General features: G+C 42.6%; 17 protein-coding genes and 1 tRNA gene. 2 read left to right on the top strand and 16 right to left on the bottom strand.

The window, feature by feature from the left end:
* Positions 1-146: 146 nt before the first annotated feature.
* The 14 genes from IC612_RS00410 to IC612_RS00345 all read right to left on the bottom strand — a co-directional run bounded on the left by IC612_RS00410 (position 147) and on the right by IC612_RS00345 (position 13,534).
* Positions 147-929, bottom strand: coding sequence for a TIGR00266 family protein (locus IC612_RS00410; RefSeq protein WP_194738194.1), 783 nt, complete (start codon positions 927-929; stop codon positions 147-149).
* Between the two features lie 179 nt (positions 930-1,108).
* On the bottom strand, positions 1,109-2,176 hold the full coding sequence (locus IC612_RS00405; protein WP_194738193.1) for an AI-2E family transporter: 1,068 nt from the start codon (positions 2,174-2,176) through the stop codon (positions 1,109-1,111).
* Positions 2,177-2,269: 93 nt separating this feature from the next.
* On the bottom strand, positions 2,270-2,815 hold the full coding sequence (locus IC612_RS00400; RefSeq protein ID WP_194738192.1) for an NADPH-dependent FMN reductase: 546 nt from the start codon (positions 2,813-2,815) through the stop codon (positions 2,270-2,272).
* A gap of 21 nt (positions 2,816-2,836) precedes the next feature.
* On the bottom strand, positions 2,837-3,592 hold the full coding sequence (locus IC612_RS00395; protein ID WP_194738191.1) for an SDR family NAD(P)-dependent oxidoreductase: 756 nt from the start codon (positions 3,590-3,592) through the stop codon (positions 2,837-2,839).
* Between the two features lie 121 nt (positions 3,593-3,713).
* Positions 3,714-4,805 (bottom strand): redox-regulated ATPase YchF, encoded by a 1,092-nt coding sequence (gene ychF, locus IC612_RS00390; protein WP_194738190.1) that lies wholly within the window; start codon positions 4,803-4,805, stop codon positions 3,714-3,716.
* A gap of 121 nt (positions 4,806-4,926) precedes the next feature.
* Complete coding sequence (locus IC612_RS00385) at positions 4,927-5,244, bottom strand: RNA recognition motif domain-containing protein (protein ID WP_194738189.1); 318 nt, start codon at positions 5,242-5,244, stop codon at positions 4,927-4,929.
* Between the two features lie 172 nt (positions 5,245-5,416).
* Positions 5,417-6,982 (bottom strand): glycoside hydrolase family 10 protein, encoded by a 1,566-nt coding sequence (locus tag IC612_RS00380; RefSeq protein ID WP_194738188.1) that lies wholly within the window; start codon positions 6,980-6,982, stop codon positions 5,417-5,419.
* Positions 6,983-7,084: 102 nt separating this feature from the next.
* On the bottom strand, positions 7,085-8,896 hold the full coding sequence (gene typA / locus IC612_RS00375; protein WP_194738187.1) for a translational GTPase TypA: 1,812 nt from the start codon (positions 8,894-8,896) through the stop codon (positions 7,085-7,087).
* Positions 8,897-9,104: 208 nt separating this feature from the next.
* On the bottom strand, positions 9,105-9,347 hold the full coding sequence (locus IC612_RS00370) for a YdcH family protein (RefSeq protein ID WP_194738186.1): 243 nt from the start codon (positions 9,345-9,347) through the stop codon (positions 9,105-9,107).
* 95 nt (positions 9,348-9,442) lie between these two features.
* Positions 9,443-10,123 carry a DedA family protein gene (locus IC612_RS00365; RefSeq protein ID WP_194738185.1) on the bottom strand — a complete coding sequence of 227 codons (681 nt, stop codon included), beginning with the start codon at positions 10,121-10,123 and terminating at the stop codon, positions 9,443-9,445.
* A gap of 91 nt (positions 10,124-10,214) precedes the next feature.
* On the bottom strand, positions 10,215-10,901 hold the full coding sequence (locus IC612_RS00360) for an SDR family NAD(P)-dependent oxidoreductase (protein ID WP_194738184.1): 687 nt from the start codon (positions 10,899-10,901) through the stop codon (positions 10,215-10,217).
* 1 nt (position 10,902) lies between these two features.
* Positions 10,903-11,544, bottom strand: a complete 642-nt coding sequence (locus tag IC612_RS00355) for a MarR family winged helix-turn-helix transcriptional regulator (RefSeq protein WP_194738183.1) — start codon at positions 11,542-11,544, stop codon at positions 10,903-10,905.
* Between the two features lie 6 nt (positions 11,545-11,550).
* On the bottom strand, positions 11,551-12,888 hold the full coding sequence (locus IC612_RS00350) for an ABC1 kinase family protein (RefSeq protein WP_194738182.1): 1,338 nt from the start codon (positions 12,886-12,888) through the stop codon (positions 11,551-11,553).
* A gap of 1 nt (position 12,889) precedes the next feature.
* Positions 12,890-13,534 (bottom strand): hypothetical protein, encoded by a 645-nt coding sequence (locus tag IC612_RS00345; protein WP_194738181.1) that lies wholly within the window; start codon positions 13,532-13,534, stop codon positions 12,890-12,892.
* An 80-nt stretch (positions 13,535-13,614) separates the two neighbouring features.
* Here IC612_RS00345 and ribA point away from each other — a divergent pair, with 80 nt between their 5' ends.
* Positions 13,615-14,238, top strand: coding sequence for a GTP cyclohydrolase II (ribA, locus tag IC612_RS00340; RefSeq protein ID WP_194738180.1), 624 nt, complete (start codon positions 13,615-13,617; stop codon positions 14,236-14,238).
* Between the two features lie 29 nt (positions 14,239-14,267).
* On the top strand, positions 14,268-14,729 hold the full coding sequence (locus IC612_RS00335) for a hypothetical protein (RefSeq protein ID WP_194738179.1): 462 nt from the start codon (positions 14,268-14,270) through the stop codon (positions 14,727-14,729).
* An 88-nt stretch (positions 14,730-14,817) separates the two neighbouring features.
* Here the strand turns inward: IC612_RS00335 and IC612_RS00330 are convergent.
* Positions 14,818-14,889 (bottom strand) — tRNA-Arg (locus IC612_RS00330).
* A 13-nt stretch (positions 14,890-14,902) separates the two neighbouring features.
* Positions 14,903-16,684: a TonB-dependent receptor gene (locus tag IC612_RS00325; protein ID WP_194738178.1), complete on the bottom strand. Its 1,782-nt coding sequence runs from the start codon at positions 16,682-16,684 to the stop codon at positions 14,903-14,905.
* Between the last annotated feature and the right edge of the window lie 13 nt (positions 16,685-16,697).

Genomic DNA, 16,697 nt, shown 5'->3' with positions numbered 1-16,697 from the left:
AACTACAAAAGTATTGAAATACAAAGGAATTGGAAAATATTTTAGAGAAAGTTTCTTCACAAATCCAATAAAAAAGACCCAGAGAAGACAGGTTCTCCTGGGTCTGTGTATTCTTTAGCAAAGCGAGCGTTTACGATAGTGCAGTTTTACATACCGTCACCGTCCAGCATCCGCCCTAACCCTCCTAGTAATGAACCTTCCTCTCCTTTCTTTTGCGTACCAAACTGTAGAATCCTGTTCGCAAGTCGCGATATGGGCAGTGTCTGGATCCATACCTTACCCGGTCCGCGAAGTTGTGCAAAGAAAAGACCTTCTCCACCGAAAAGGGTATTTTTAATTCCACCCACAAACTGTATATCGTAATCTACCTCTTGGGTGAATGCTACAATACAACCCGTGTCCACCTTTAATACTTCCCCAGGTAAAAGCACTTTTTCGATGACATGTCCTCCACTATGGACAAAACACATTCCGTCGCCTTCGAGCTTTTGCATGATAAATCCCTCGCCTCCGAAGAGGCCCGTACCTAATTTCTTCTGAAATTCAATTCCCACAGCCACACCTTTAGCTGCACACAAAAAACTGTCTTTCTGACAAATAACTTTCCCATTCAGTTCTGAGAGATCCAGTGGAATGATTTTACCTGAATACGGTGCTGCGAAACTTACTTGTTTCTTTCCTGCAGAATGATTGGTATAGACGGTCATAAACAGATTCTCTCCTGTTAGAAGCCGTTTGCCTGCAGAAAATAATTTACCCATGATTCCCTTCTCGTTTCCATCGCCAAACATAGTCTTCATTTCTATCCCGTCGGTCATCATCATAAAACTGCCAGGTTCAGAGATAACACTCTCCTGGGGATCCAGTTCAATTTCAACGCATTGCATTTCCTCACCGTGAATTGTGTAGTCTATTTCATGATTGTTCATAGTGTACTTTTTTACCAATAAGTAGGGTAAATTCACTAACTGTTACATACTAAGAGCAAGGTTACTGCTATGGTTCTGCCACGCTATTGCGCCACAAATAATCGCACGAATTCCTTTATGAGATAGCACAAGTTCCTTCACCCGTAAAGTTAATTGTTAGTAAAAAACGTTCCAATCAGTTAAGAAGAGTGTTTATCAATAGGACCAGGATAGGGACCCGCTTCTAACCTTTGTCCTCGTTCTATAGTATAGGTCTGGTATAGTACAAATGGAAGTGAAAGAAGCAAAGGTCCAAAAACCAAGCCCATGGCACCAAAAAGCTTAAGACCTACCAAAACACCAAATACCGTTATTAAAGGGTGAATATCGGCCATTTTCTTTAATAGTGTAAAGCGTAAGACATTATCTATCCCACCAACCAATATAAAACAGTACAGTGCAAGCATAAGCCCTTGATCCATCTGACCTGTTGCTATCTGATAAATGCATATTGGAATCCATACTACCATCGTTCCAACTACCGGAACAATGGAAGCAACACCGGTAAGCAGTCCCCAGAACACTGCTTTCTCAACGCCAAAAATACTATATCCTACTATGGCGATGAGTGCCTGGCTGACCGCAAGGATAGGAACTCCATAGGCATTGGAGCGAATCAGTTCCAGGTTTGCTGTGATAAAGTAGTTTTTGGCACCTTCTGAGAGTGGTACTAACGCTTTTACTTGCGCTTCCATAGTGCGGTTACTCATCAGCATAAAATAGAGAATGAAGAGTGCCACAAATATATTTGCAAAGAAATTACCTACCCAGTTCAACGTTGAAGGTATATAAGACAGAACTCGGTTTACAATGGTTATTAACTGCTCATTATCTATTTGAAAATCCAGTCGCTGGATATACTCATTGCCCTGTATGAATTCTACTACCGGGTTAAATTTTTTGATAATCTCCTGAGGATGGTCAATGACATCATTTATTTGAGGAATTAAGATTTCAAGCAAAAGCCATAAAGGCACCCCAAAGCTCACAATAATCAAAAAAAGAATCCATAACGTAGAGACAAGTTTATTCCAACGTTTTCTTTCAGTTAGGTATAAAAAATATCTGCGTACGACCGCATAAAGTACAATGGCTCCAAGGAAACCGGTGGTAAAATACTTAAGCTCAAAAGCTAAGACTAGCAGCAGGAATAGTGCTAGCAAAACCATACTCCGTAGGATGGTTTTCTGAGAAAAAAGGGTTCGCATGGTGAAAAGCTTGTATCGTCAAAGTTAAAACAAAAAAGCATTGAACGAGCCACTGCCCTTTCAATGCTTTGCTGGTTATATGCAAATTTCCACTTAAAAATTACTAACCCACTTCTGGTACGCCTGCATAAATTGCTTTAAGAATTCCTGTGTATCCTTTACAAAGGAGCCATCGTCTTGTAACAGGTTCTGCACCTGACCGATATACGCCTCTGGCTGTTGCATTAAAGGCACATCCAAGAAAACCATACTTTGTCTTAACGCATGGTTTGCTCCAAAGCCACCCAGAGCGCTCTGTGAAACACTCACAACTGCTCCGGGCTTACCTGCCCATGCATTTTGTCCGTATGGCCTTGACCCGATATCCAAAGCATTTTTTAGTGCACTAGGTACGCTACGATTGTATTCAGGAGTCACGAAAAGAAAACCGTCTGCACCTTTAATCTTGGTGCGAAATTCTTCCCAGCCTTCTGGCAGAGGCTCCTTATCCAAATCCTCGTTGTAATGCGCTAGATGCCCGATATCAATAATTTCTAGTTCCAAATCTCCATTCTCCAAATTCTTAAAGAACTCGGCCACTTTTAGATTATAAGAGTCTTTCCTAAGACTTCCCACAAGTACTGCAATTTTTTTACTCATATGCTCTTTATTTTTATTTTTCTACATCGCTAAGTATCCTCCATCCACCGGATAATAACTACCAGTAATAAATGAAGCCTCGTCACTAGCTAGAAACGCACAGAGCGCTGCCACCTCCTCAGGAGTACCTAGCCGATGCAATGCATGCTTTTGTTCCAAATCCGTAATGGCTTCCTTGCCCATGGTCTCTTCATTCACTAAGCCGGTATAGATAAAGCCCGGTCCAATAGCATTTACTCTTATCTTATCGGAAGCGTGGTCTAGAGCACCTGCCTTGGTTAGCCCAACCACCCCATGTTTAGAGGCAATATACGCGGCAGCTCCCAAGAATCCGACTTGGCCCAAAATTGATGCTATGTTCACAATGGATCCTCCAGAGCTTTTCATCATTGCGGGAATCTGGGTTTTCATTCCGTAAAACACTCCGGTGAGATTAATATCAATAACTTTTTGCCAGTCCTGAGCCGACACTTCAGCGGTTTTCTCAAATTTACTACCAATTCCAGCGTTATTGACTGCTATGTCCAACCTTCCGAATTTCTCCATTATGAAAACCATCATAGCTTCATGCGCTTCTAAACTAGAGGTGTCGGCCTTGAAATAAGCGGCCGTCATTCCATTTTGAATCAACTCCTCGGTGGCTTTCTTCACACTTTCCTGGTCTATATCACTTAAAACCACACTTGCGCCGCGGCGGGCAAGTAACTGTGCAGTAGCTAGTCCTATACCTGACCCGGCACCAGTAACCATAGCTACCTTTCCTTCTAAATTGTTCATAATCTGTTATTTGGTATTTCTAATTTACAAATTTGAAAGGAAAGATTGTGTTAAAATTTGTTATTATTTACAAAAAAAGACGGACAATGTCCGCCTTTATAGATGTAGAGCAAATTTCCTATTATACGTTGAATCGAAAATGCATAATATCTCCGTCCTTAACAATATACTCCTTTCCTTCCACCCCCATTTTGCCGGCTTCCTTTACTTTAGCCTCCGAACCAAAGTGAATGTAATCGTCGTATTTAATAACTTCTGCCCGGATGAATCCCTTCTCAAAATCCGTATGGATTACTCCGGCCGCCTGAGGAGCAGTCCATCCTTGGCCTATGGTCCAAGCGCGGACCTCTTTAACTCCTGCAGTAAAGTAGGTCTGAAGTTTTAAAAGGGCGTATGCCTTACGTATTAAGCGGTTTACCCCGGGTTCGCTTAGACCTAGTTCGTCAAGAAACATTTCCCGTTCTTCGAAGGTCTCTAGTTCATTGATATCGGCCTCGATCTGTGCTGCAAGCACGACCACTTCTGCCCCTTCTTGTGAGGCCATTTCCTGGATCTTCTCGATCCACGGATTGCCGTTTTTAATACCTTCTTCATCTACATTACACACATAGAGAATCGGCTTCTTTGTAAGTAATTGAATATCTTCTATTATGGACCTGGTAAGGTCATTGGTTTCAAATTCTCTTGCATTGCGACCCTCTTCAAGAAAGCTCTGAAGAGAAAGTAGTGTCTCGTAAGTAAGGACATCCTCCTTCTTTCCGGATTTTATAAATTTTTTGGCTTTCTCTACCGCTTTACTTATAGTTTCTATATCTTTTAGCTGAAGCTCGATATCGATTATCTCTTTATCGCGCAAAGGATCTACTGTTCCCTCCACGTGCACTATATTCCCATTTTCAAAGCACCGCAAAACGTGAATAATGGCTTCACATTCGCGGATATTGGCCAAGAATTGGTTTCCTAAGCCTTCCCCTTTACTAGCCCCTTTTACGAGTCCGGCAATATCTACGATTTCAACAACCGCCGGAAGAACGCGCTCTGGTTTGACCAGCTTTTCAAGCTCAAAAAGCCTTGGATCAGGAACCGATACCGTTCCCAAATTGGGTTCGATTGTACAGAAGGGATAATTGGCGGACTGCGCTTTGGCATTGCTAAGACAGTTAAACAAGGTGGACTTTCCCACGTTGGGAAGTCCTACGATACCACATTTCATATATTTAAATTAACGGAGTAGAACAAGGTGCCAGCACCTTAAATTTTGGCGCAAATATAGGGATTTTGAAATGAAAAAAGCTCCAGTTTCCTGAAGCTCTTATGAAGGATGTGCAGTTAAACTACCAGTCTCTTCTTCTTTCGTTTCCGCCACGGTTGTAACCACCACCCGAATTGAAACCACCTCTTGGTCTCTCCTCTCTTGGACGTGCCTCGGAAACATTAAGGACTTTTTGTTTAAACTCCTTTTGGTTTAATTCTTCAATTGCTTTTTGTGCTTCTTCGTTATCCGGCATTTCAACAAATCCGAATCCACGGCTTCTGCCTGTTTCTCTATCGGAAATGATTTTAGCGGAATCTACGGTACCGTAGTTTTCAAATAATGCTTGCAACTCGGACTCAACAGTGTTGTAGTTGAGGTTTGAAATAAAAATGTTCATAATAAATAAATAATAAAAATTGCTGATTAATAATATTGAAATCAACGAACGGACATATGAACATCTATTGATATTTCAACTTAATAACTGAGTGCAAGATACAACTAAATTCCAAACCACCTGCTACGAATATAAAATTCATTAAAAGTGGGAAGCTTTGCTGCTCAGTGCATTAGTCCACTGCAAGGTGCTCGTAGTCGGATTCGTTCCCAAGACGATCGACCGCTCTTAATGCTACGGCCTTGAGTGTCTTGCCGTCTTTGGTGCGTGGCAGTGTTTGAACCAGCTGCTCTTTACCTAAGATATGGGACTGCCACTGTTGATCGTATTTTGCGTAAAGAATCCATCCAAATACCTTATCAGGCTGTGCAGTGCGCCATTCCACGCGCAGGGAGCTCTGCTGCCCGCTGGCAAAGAGCCTGGGCGCAGGAACGACAGGAGCATTTATCCAAGGACTTTTAGGCACCAGTGCTTTCTGCTCGTAGGTTTTTTTAATGGTCTGGTACATGAGTGGATCTTTTAGTACTCCTGCAATACTGTAATGTATCTCACCCTTACTTTTTAGAAGCTCACGTCGGATCGTACTCATCTGGCCCTGAATTTCACTAGCACGACTCTCCACATTTTTCACCCCGACGGTGTTGAGTCCAGGCCATAGGTGTCGCCCTTTCGAATTTTCCTGTTGCCACCAACGTAATAGAGAACTAAAGCGCTGAGGCCCCTCTTCTTTCCAGTACAGTTGAGGAGAGAAATAGTCCAACCATCCCTCATTAAGCCATAGTTTGGCATCTGCATACAGTTCATCGAACTGCGAGGTACCTTTCACGTCTTGAGGATATCCACTTTTCCAAATTCCAAAAGGACTAATCCCAAATTTTACAGTAGGCTTTATATCTTTAATCTCCGTATGGATTCGCTTAATGAACTTATTCACATTGGCTCTACGCCAGTCCGCGCGAGTCAATGTACCTCCTGAGTTCAGGTACGCCATCCAAGAATTTTCATCCGGAAAATCCCGACCTCCATTGTACTCCTTATAAGGGTAAAAATAATCATCAATGTGTATGGCATCAATTTCATAGCGCTGCACAATATCCGCTATAACACGAGATACGTGGTCTTGTACCTGAGGATCGGAAGGATCCATCCAGTACATTCCGTTACGGAGCTTTTTAATTTGTTCCGGCATCTTCTTTACGAGACTCGCCGAAGTAATCGGCCCGCCGGTCGTATGGTGCGCCCTATACGGATTGATCCATACGTGGAGCTGCATACCCCTTTTATGGGATTCCTGAATCCAGAACTGCAAAGGATCGTAGTAAGGTTCTGGAGCTTTTCCTACGGTTCCAGTAAGAAAATAAGACCAGGGTTCCATGGCACTTTCGTAAAAAGCATCTCCAGAAGGTCTAGCCTGAAAGATTACGGCATTGAAGTTGGCCTCAGAAAGCCTGTCCAGAATATAAATAGCTTCCTTCTTTTGTTCTGCCACACTTAGGGAATTTCGGGAGGGCCAGTTAATATTGGCCACTGTGGCTATCCAGGCTGCTCTAAACTCTCTGGGTACCTCAGGCAGTACCAGTACCTCTTTCTCCGATGGTACTTTACTGGAAACGGGGGGAGTGAACGTACTGTCTTTATCGAGTACAGTCTGCCTTTTTTCAACTGTTTTCGATTTACAGGCTGATAAAAGTAGGGCAAAAAGTACCAGCCACAGTAGATGAATGTGCATTTTCTTCATAGGGCAAAAGTAACAGAAATTAGTAGTAGCAGTACGAAGTTTAACATTTTTTACAATAAAAAAAGGCGCCCAAAAGACGCCTTATATTTGTACTATTAGAAATTACGATTCGGACTTTGCCTGTCTGTCGGCACGTTTTCTATCCTCTTCAGAGAGGACCTTCTTACGCATCCTTATAAAGTTCGGCGTCACCTCGATCGCTTCATCGGCCTGGATATATTCCATACATTCCTCTAGAGACATGAGTATTTTCGGCGCAATATTTCCGTCTTTGTCTTTTCCGGATGCCCGCATGTTGTTCAACTGCTTTCCTTCAACAATGTTTACTACCAGGTCACCTGGCTTGTTCTGTTCCCCAACAATCATACCCATGTACACCTCTTCTCCTGGATCAACAAAAAAGCGACCCCGATCTTGAAGTTTTTCAATGGAGTAGGCAGTACACGGCCCTTGGTTCTTAGAAACCAACACTCCGTTGTTACGGCCTGCAATTGCCCCTTTGAAAGGCTTATATTCTGCAAATCGGTGTGCCATGATGGCCTCCCCTGCCGTAGCGGTTAGCATTTGTGAACGTAGACCAATAAGTCCTCGGGAAGGAATTTCAAATTCCAAATGCTGCATTTCTCCTTTGGTTTCCATAATATGCAAATCACCCTTACGCTGCGTGGCCAAATCAATCACTCGGCTTGCGTATTCCTCAGGAACATCCACCACCATACTTTCGTACGGTTCACATTTTACTCCATCGATCTCTCTTAAGATTACCTGAGGTTGACCAATGGTCATTTCGTATCCTTCTCTGCGCATGGTTTCGATAAGTACGGAAAGGTGTAGTATACCGCGACCAAATACAAGGAAGGTATTGGCATCGTCGGTTTGCTCCACCCGTAGAGCCAAGTTTTTCTCCAGTTCTTTTTCCAGTCTTTCTTTTAGGTGATTCGAAGTCACATACTTCCCATCTTTACCAAAGAAAGGGGAATTATTGATTGAGAAAGTCATGTTAAGTGTAGGTTCGTCAATCGACAAACGGGTCATTGGTTCAGGATTTTCTAGATCTACAAAGGTATCTCCAATTTGAAAAGCGTCAAATCCTACAATGGCGCAGATATCCCCTGCACTAACCTCACTTACTTTTTTCTTCCCTAATCCCTCGAACACATATAGTTCCTTGATCTTTCCTTTAACAATTTTTCCGTCCTCCTGTGCAAGACCAATCCACTGCCCTTCTTTCACACTTCCGCGTGCTACCTTGCCTATGGCAATCCTACCTAGAAATGAGGAATAGTCTAGTGAGGTAACCTGCATCTGTAAGCTTCCTTCCTCCACCTTTGGTTCGGGAACATATTGAAGAATACCATCCAACAGGGGAAGGATCGAATCGGTTGTTTCTAAAGAAGAGTTGAACCACCCTTGCTTGGAAGAGCCGTAAAATGTAGGAAAGTCCAGTTGCTCCTCGGTTGCATCGAGATTAAAGAAAAGGTCAAATACGTTATCGTGTACTTCTTCCGGACGACAGTTTTCCTTGTCCACTTTGTTTATAACCACAATAGGCTTAAGACCTAACTCCAGAGCTTTATGTAGTACAAAACGGGTTTGTGGCATAGGCCCTTCAAAAGCATCTACAAGTAGTAAAACCCCATCGGCCATTTTAAGTACTCTCTCCACTTCCCCACCAAAATCGGCGTGGCCAGGAGTATCTATTACATTGATCTTAGTGTCCTTGTAGGTAACGGAAATGTTCTTAGAAAGAATGGTGATCCCTCTTTCCCGCTCCAGGTCATTATTGTCCATTATAAGCTCACCGGATTCCTGATTGTCTCTGAAAACACTGGTGGCATGAATGATTTTGTCAACCAAAGTCGTCTTGCCGTGGTCAACGTGTGCGATAATCGCGATGTTTCTGATATTTAGCATATTGAATTTTAGACGGTGCAAAAGTAGTGATTATTAGCGAATTGATAAAAAAAACTTAAAAAATTAATTTTTTCTTAACGACAGCTCGTAATCACTTGGTTTTCTTAAAGTGGTTAGCGTACTCTGGTGCTTTTTCTATACACCGGACTAAACAAAAAAAACCTGTCCTTTGAGGGACAGGCTTCTGGCACTATACAACCACTTTGTATCAATTCGGCTCTAATGAGAGATGTTTATAAATAGAGTCTTTGAGCTTTAACCGTCTCTTCCTTAGCTCGTTAAGATGAGTGTCAGAGGTATGAGAAAAGCCGCCACGTTCAAAATGCTGTATTATAGCATTAACTTCTTCGTAATTTACATAGAGGCTCTTGAATTCCTCGCTTCGCATTCTTAGTTTCTCGATGCGCTGCTGGTATTGGGGAAATTCGTTTCGAAGTGTATGGTTTTCCATATGTGTGTGTTTTTAAGCGTTACTTAAAGTTACGGTTAAAAACAGCCCAGCACAATATGACACTTATCACTGTCGCCAGCGTCGAGGAATTCTCTTTACTTTTCTTTCTTAGTAAGATACTTCGCGTTTATAAACTCCCATACCATGGGTAGTAAGGATATGCCGATAATTCCAAAAATCACCGTTTCAAAATTCTCCTTAACAATGGGGATATTTCCAAAAAAGTACCCGGCCAGCGTAAGACTTAGCACCCATACTAACGCACCGATGACATTGTACCGAATGAAAGTGCTGTAGTGCATACTACCAATGCCAGCGACGAACGGGGCGAAAGTACGTACGATTGGAACAAAGCGCGCAATAATTATAGTTTTAGGACCGTTCTTCTTATAAAACTCCTGCGTTTGCAAAATATACTTTGGATTCACTAGTTGCTTGTCTCCTATTTTCCAAGCCAGGGCTTTAAGTCCTACCTTTTTCCCTAGCGTATAATTGACCGTATCGCCAAGAATGGCTGCTACGATAAGCAGAAATAAAACCAGGAAAAGATTTAAACTCGCCGTCTCTCCGTTTTGACCAATGACTCCCGCACAAAAGGTGCCGGCTGCAAAAAGGAGCGAGTCCCCTGGTAAGAACGGCATGATGACCAGCCCTGTCTCCACAAATATGATTAGAAATAGGATTAGATATACCCAGACCCCGTAGTCCACAATCATTGTGAAAAGGTGTTTATCAAGATTCAAGAAGAAGTCTAGGGCAGATTGAAGTAATTCCATGGTATTTTAATGAAAGTGCAAAAATACATTTTACTTTGCGTACTGCAATTACTCCATCCAAAACTTCACAAACTTTAACGTGGGAAAACTATTATATTCCTAAAGTGGACTCCCCTCCATCGAGTGCAATGCACTGGCCTGTGATCCATGATGCTTCTTCGCTTAAAAGAAACCGGCACAATGAGGAAGCATCCTTGCTTGAACCAATCCTTTTCATGGGATTACGCTGGGCCATTTTCTCTTTCTTTTCTGGACTGTCAAGTAACCTGGACGCCAAAGGAGTTTCGCTAAGTCCTGGGGCAATGCAGTTAAAACGAATACGGGGCGCGAATTCTGCCGCCAGGGAACGCACCAGGCCTTCCAAAGCTGCTTTATGAGTGGACACAACCGAGTGAAACCCATAACCTTTTTTCCCCGCTACGCTTGAGAAAAGTACTACGGAAGGATTTTCTGAACGTTTTAAAGCCGGCAGAGCCCTTTGCAGCACCTTTATCGCACCCAGCACTTGGAGCGAATAATCCTTTAAAAAATCCTCTGGACTACTTCTGTGAAACCCACCGAGAGGAATGTTTCCTACCGCATAAACCAACCCATCAAGCACTTGGGGTAGTTCCATAGTTAACTCCTCATCCAATACATTGAGGCGCTGCATATGGGTAGGTGTAAAGTCCAGCTGCGTGGTGTGGTACGTTGCCCATACGTTGTGATTAGATAGTAAGTCCTTGGCTATCGCTTTACCGAAACCACTGCCTCCACCTATTACTAAATAATTTGCCATACTATAATGCTATTTTTTTAACAATCGAATCGAAATCATTCTTCCGCATACTCGTGTACAGAGTGAAATGGAAGGTATTGAGCTTTTTAAGTTGCTTCAAGAAGGCTTGCTTTTCTTCTGTCTCCAGTACTGCAACCATAAGACGAGCCGCTTTAGAGACCTGACTAAAACTTTGAGCAAATTCCGACTCGCCTTTAGGTGATAACCGAAGGCGTCTGATTCTTTTGTCCTTGCAATCAGTACATTCCTCGATTAGTCCCGAGCGTGCCAGTCGACGAATTATCTCGGTACCGGTTTGTTTTTCATGTCCGTTACGCTCAATGAGTTCACTCTTACTAAGCAGTGGCTCATCTTTCAACCGGTACAGATAGGTGAACTCCTCATTTTGAAGAGCAGGAAATTCCTTAAGCGCTTTACGGAGCATTTGTTTGGAAAATCTACTGAGTAAGATAAGTTGCTTTGCAAGATCGTTGTCACTAAGCTCGCTTTCCCTTTTGGAACTTAGTCTGAGTGGACTTTGACTTAAAAAGTGCTTTTGATTGAGGTATTGACGAAACTCCTCCATAGTTGCTTTTCCAGCTTTTTGCTCGGCAAGAAAATCCGTAATGGTACCAAGCGCCGCATGGTAAAATTCATTCTCCATAACTCTTTAGTTTGCCACCGTATGCGTTGGATTAGTAAAATTCTTGTAACGCTCTACCAGAATGGGACCGGTGCTAATTTGGTGCATAAGCTGAAACAAACCAAACAGTGTACGGTTCATATAAATAAAATGCTTGGAACCTCTGTTGGTATTGTAGGAACGTAGCTCTTTCATCTTAGCATACCTTGCACCGATAGTGGTTAATTTGTGCATAAACTCTTTAGAGGAAAAATCAAATGTGCTTTGAGAAAAAGGTTGGGTTATAAGTACGAGTATTTCTTTAAATAGCTGGGTAAAAAATGCAGTTTCTTCTGCAGAATCTTCCGTACGCAAAATCTCAAGAGCGTACAGCGCATTATTGAATTTTCTTTCGTCTTCTATGATTTCCGGCCGCACCAATGAAAAATAAGGCCTATAAAATGCATCCGGAAGTTCTTTCATACATCCAAAATCGATTGGTTGCAACTGACCTTCCGAAGAAACTATAAAATTACCGGGATGGGGATCGGCATGCACCTTTCGAAGCACATGGAACTGGTACATATAAAAGTCCCATAGGGACTGGGCCACACGCTGCCGCAGGGGTTCATTAGCCCTATCGTCTACAAACTGCGAGATATGCTGTCCTTGCATAAAGTCCATAGTTAAGATACGTGGACTGGAGAGCTCCGGATAGTATTTAGGAAAGCGCAATCCTGGAATATGACTGCAAGCAGCGGCTATGGACTGACTCTGCATACACTCCAAGGCATAATCCGTCTCCTCGAGTAACTTCTGCTCTACTTCACTAAAATAAATTTCAGAACCTTTTTCCGGAAGTCCTAGGATACGTAGTGCGAAAGGACGCAGCAACTGCAAGTCAGAAGACACCGAATCACGCACGCCCGGGTACTGGATTTTCACCGCATAGGTATGGTCGTTCTTCTCTGCACGGTGCACCTGTCCAATGCTTGCGGCAAAAAGTGCGTCACTGGCAAAGGAGTCGAAAAGTTCTTCAGGATTACTTCCAAGGTCTTTGCGAAAGGTCTTTCTAACTAGCGCAATAGAAAGGGGAGGCACAGAAAACTGGGAGAGGGAAAACTGCTCCACATACGCTTGGGGTAGGAGCGTTTTCTCCATACTTAGCATTTGCGCCACCTTAAGACCAGAACCTTTCATGGTTTCCAGACTTTTATATATATCCTTTGCGTTACTACGCTCCAACTTCTCCTGCGCCTGATCCTTGTCTCCTAGTACTCTATCTCCATAGTAGCGCAGATAGTTGACTCCCACTTTTGCGCCGGCTTTCAAAAGGGTACCAGTGCGTGCGGCTTTGGAGACAGGTATTGAATCTACTGTTTTCATTTTACCACATTTTGTTCTTGTGAAACATAAATTTTCCAAAATCCACCACCTTCTTTGCTGCGGGGTTTTCTAGTACTGCACTGGCAGTATCGAGCGATTTTTCGATATAAATATCCGTATCGACGAAATCCGCAGAATTATCCTTCATCCAAAACTCCACTGCAGAGACAAAATGGAGCCAAAGTGCTTCATAACGTCCCTTCTCTAAGTAGCGTTGGAGCGTTTTCGAACCCTCTACGCGAAGACTTCCGAACGCCAGACCTTTTAGAAAGGTTAAAAAGGGCTTTTTTAAATTTCCAAGAACCATAAGTCTCTGATGGGGTGGACCTTGGAGTAAATAGAGGATAAAGCTCCTGTTTAGTGCCATGTTTTCAAAAAAGATATAGTACAGATCTAATAAGGATTCCTTTACCGCGTAGTTTTGATAGGAGGTGGTGGAGCTGCATACCTCTACCGAGCGCTCAAAAAGGACCTGTAGGTAATCGGCCTCTAAACTCGCAAAGGAGGCATAAAATGTATAGAACATATTCTCCTCCATTGCTATGGACTTTGTGAATTGATAGACATTGTCGGGCCTTTTCCCATGGTCTAGTACATAGGTACTATAGGATTTGAGAAGCTCAGCTCTTTCTTGTTTTGGTATCATTGTATTGTATTATTTAGTATTATTTTATACAAATATACAAATAATTAGTATATATTTGTACCAAATAAAACCAATTTAAAATGATAACTATACCACAACCTACGTTAATACCATTAAAAATTCAGGCTAAGTCCTACCTACCTACAGATTTTGGCGATTTTGAAATGCTTGCTTTCTCCGCAACAGACGAGAACTGGATGCCTCATCTCGCCTTAGTGGCTAAAGGCACCGATTTGAATGCAACTGTGAATGTGCGTTTTCACTCCGAGTGCGTTACGGGAGAGATCTTCCATTCCAGCAAGTGCGAATGCGGTGCACAACTTGATGAGGCGATGGCGTATTTCCAAAAACACGGAGGCGTACTAATCTACCTTAGACAAGAAGGAAGAGGCATTGGACTTATCAATAAAATACGCGCCTACCAATTGCAGCAGCAAGGCTTAGATACCATTGAGGCCAATTTACATCTGGGACTTCCGATCGATAATAGGGATTTTACGATTGGGATCACCATGCTTGAACTCTTGGGCATAAAAAAAGTAAATCTGCTCACCAACAACCCGGAGAAAATGCGCATATTTGAACGTAGTACTATTTCCCTAATGAACCGCATACCCTTAGAAATAAAAGCCAATAAACACAGTGAGGGATACCTTAGTGTAAAAAAGAAGCAAATGGGACACTTATTAAAGGAAGTGGTTTAACCTACGCACAAAAGGTTAATCGAATGATTATGAAGAAATTTTTTACTTTCATCCTATTATCTGTAGCTATGCTCAGCCAAAGTCAAACAATTCCCGAGCTTCGTGGTTATCTTAAACAGGGCGAAGAATCCGCGGCCGCGGGAAAGCAGCTTATTGCGCGATCCATGGCAGGTTACAATAAAACCAAGCTACCGATCTACCAGAGTTTTTTGGCGGTGGGTTATTTCTTTATGGCCAAACACGACGCCAATGTCCTTAATAAATACAAACATTTTAAAAACGGAAAAGAACAGATGAGTGCCGCAGTGCGCAAAGATCCTTCCAATGTGGAAATCAGGCTAATGCGGTATATCTCCCAGGAGAAGGCTCCCCGCGTGCTTGGGTACTACAAGGAGATGGAAGCAGACAAAAACCATATACTTAAATGGTACAAAACCTCACCCGATATGGCACTACAGCGGTATATCGAGTCGTACTTTGGCTTAAAATAATACCGTTAATACCTTAGAACACCCTTAGTCTCGCCAGAAATAAAAAAAAGGAAAAGCGCTGTTAAAAACAGACGCTTTTCCTTTGCAGTAGGCCCATGAGGAATCGAACCTCAACCTAAAGAACCGGAATCTTTAATTCTATCCATTAAACTATGGGCCCGGCGATATTTTTTTTAGAAAATAATCTTTACCCCTCCCATTACTTGAGCTCCCAGCACTTTGTATCCTTTGAACTGCTGGTAGTTGTTGTTGAGCAGGTTATTTCCGAGCGCAAAAATACTGAAATTTTTATGAATTCGGTACTCTGCAGAAACATTCATATCTACAAATCCTTCGAGTTTTTCGTTTTCCACCTGCGTCCAGGTATAACGCATAGCTTCCTGCATAGGATCTGCTGGTTCGCTGCCGATGGTAAAAGCGTTTGTATACCGTGCAGAGGAAAGCAATATACGCGCCCCTAAATCCAATTTATTGTCCAGAAGTGTATAGCGGCCACCAAGGGAGGAAACCACTTCCGGCTTGTAGTAGATCTGCATACCATCTGGCAGTTTGTATTTTTGGTATTCCACCAACGCATCAAGAGCGAGGTTTGCGAACGGGAAATACTGCACCTGAAGGGTCACTTCAGAGAGGTCGGCATCGCTATAGGCCGCAGAAAACGTATTTGCAAAATTATAAGCCGAACGGTTTAGTGTGTAGTTATTGTCCAAAAGGGAATTGGCTCGGAAGTACTGCGCATCGAGTAATTTTCCAAATCCTCCCTTAAATTCGTATTTTAAATTCTCCAAAAGATCCCCTTTGAGTCCGAAATACACATGGTACTTTTCGATTGTTGATTTGGTCTGCTGGTCAGAAAGAAGAAAAGGGTTTTCCTCAAGCATATCAGCATAGGAATGTATATGTACTCCTCCCCTAACCCCTGCAAAAAATTTAAATTCAGGAGCTGCCGCTATAAGTAGCTCTCCCTGAGGGAACCAATACGTCTTGTCGTTTGTACTTCCCGGTGTATTCACTGTGGAATATTGAGAAGAAAGAAAATCAAAACCTGCTCCTAAACGCAGATACGACTCTCCTCGGGCTAGGGTTATGCTAGGGGTAATTGCTAAATTCACTAATTTGTTTTCTGACCTGGAGGCCAGCAGGAACTCATTGCTTAGAGACTCCACGCCCAAACCTAAATCTGCATTAAGCAAAAATTCTTCTCCTCCAAGGGCTACTCCATGCTTAGAGAGATTGATTCCGGCCGAAATATGACTTTCCTTAGCATCAAAGTGGTCCGACAGGAATCCAGTTTCCAGACGCGCATCGTTAAGTATCTCGTTGGAATAGAAATCATAGTGTCCACGCACTCCAATCACATTCGTCTTTTGCGTCAGGTCTATACCAGAGTCTGGTTGCATGGCATAAATGCCGTAGTAGTTATAGTCTTTGAATCCATAGTCCGCAGATAAATTAAATTTTCCTTTTTCGGCGTACGAATTCAGATATCCGCCAATCTTAGCATCACTTGCACTGGAGTTCCACGGATAAAGTTTCTTGAGTCCATCGGTGGAAAGAAAATGCATATCCAGACCAACATCTGTTTTTTCATCCAGTGCAGCAGAGAGATTACCATCGGCCAGAATCCGTGCATAATTACCGTATCCAATCCGGAAATAATTATTCTTATAGTCCTGCTTTATAGTAGGAGTAATATCCCGTCCCTGAATTAGCGATGTTTTGAAGTCTGAGATCGCAGGAACATTTTCAATTTGGTACTCAATAGGTACCGCATTTTTTTCCTCCGGTGGATAGTTTTTTATACGTTCCACCGAGGTCTTTTTCTTATCGATCTTATTAACTTCGGGTTCTCTTTGTTTATCCAGTATGAGACGCTCTTCTCCAATTTGACCGTAGGAGTACCCCATGATTAAAAAGGTGGCTAGCGATAGGTATGTAGGTAATGCTTTTTTCATAATTTATTGGAAT

The organism is Planobacterium oryzisoli (genome assembly GCF_015354315.1).
In the GTDB taxonomy this organism is placed as follows: domain Bacteria; phylum Bacteroidota; class Bacteroidia; order Flavobacteriales; family Weeksellaceae; genus Planobacterium_A; species Planobacterium_A oryzisoli.
This window is presented reverse-complemented; position numbering and strand designations above follow the sequence as displayed.

Bases quoted from the DNA above. Each gene is read 5' to 3' on its own strand.
- IC612_RS00410 (WP_194738194.1), bottom strand. From the start codon at position 929: ATGAACAATCATGAAATAGACTACACAATTCACGGTGAGGAAATGCAA.
- IC612_RS00405 (WP_194738193.1), bottom strand. From the start codon at position 2,176: ATGCGAACCCTTTTTTCTCAGAAAACCATCCTACGGAGTATGGTTTTG.
- IC612_RS00400 (WP_194738192.1), bottom strand. From the start codon at position 2,815: ATGAGTAAAAAAATTGCAGTACTTGTGGGAAGTCTTAGGAAAGACTCT.
- IC612_RS00395 (WP_194738191.1), bottom strand. From the start codon at position 3,592: ATGAACAATTTAGAAGGAAAGGTAGCTATGGTTACTGGTGCCGGGTCA.
- ychF (WP_194738190.1), bottom strand. From the start codon at position 4,805: ATGAAATGTGGTATCGTAGGACTTCCCAACGTGGGAAAGTCCACCTTG.
- IC612_RS00385 (WP_194738189.1), bottom strand. From the start codon at position 5,244: ATGAACATTTTTATTTCAAACCTCAACTACAACACTGTTGAGTCCGAG.
- IC612_RS00380 (WP_194738188.1), bottom strand. From the start codon at position 6,982: ATGAAGAAAATGCACATTCATCTACTGTGGCTGGTACTTTTTGCCCTA.
- typA (WP_194738187.1), bottom strand. From the start codon at position 8,896: ATGCTAAATATCAGAAACATCGCGATTATCGCACACGTTGACCACGGC.
- IC612_RS00370 (WP_194738186.1), bottom strand. From the start codon at position 9,347: ATGGAAAACCATACACTTCGAAACGAATTTCCCCAATACCAGCAGCGC.
- IC612_RS00365 (WP_194738185.1), bottom strand. From the start codon at position 10,123: ATGGAATTACTTCAATCTGCCCTAGACTTCTTCTTGAATCTTGATAAA.
- IC612_RS00360 (WP_194738184.1), bottom strand. From the start codon at position 10,901: ATGGCAAATTATTTAGTAATAGGTGGAGGCAGTGGTTTCGGTAAAGCG.
- IC612_RS00355 (WP_194738183.1), bottom strand. From the start codon at position 11,544: ATGGAGAATGAATTTTACCATGCGGCGCTTGGTACCATTACGGATTTT.
- IC612_RS00350 (WP_194738182.1), bottom strand. From the start codon at position 12,888: ATGAAAACAGTAGATTCAATACCTGTCTCCAAAGCCGCACGCACTGGT.
- IC612_RS00345 (WP_194738181.1), bottom strand. From the start codon at position 13,534: ATGATACCAAAACAAGAAAGAGCTGAGCTTCTCAAATCCTATAGTACC.
- ribA (WP_194738180.1), top strand. From the start codon at position 13,615: ATGATAACTATACCACAACCTACGTTAATACCATTAAAAATTCAGGCT.
- IC612_RS00335 (WP_194738179.1), top strand. From the start codon at position 14,268: ATGAAGAAATTTTTTACTTTCATCCTATTATCTGTAGCTATGCTCAGC.
- IC612_RS00325 (WP_194738178.1), bottom strand. From the start codon at position 16,684: ATGAAAAAAGCATTACCTACATACCTATCGCTAGCCACCTTTTTAATC.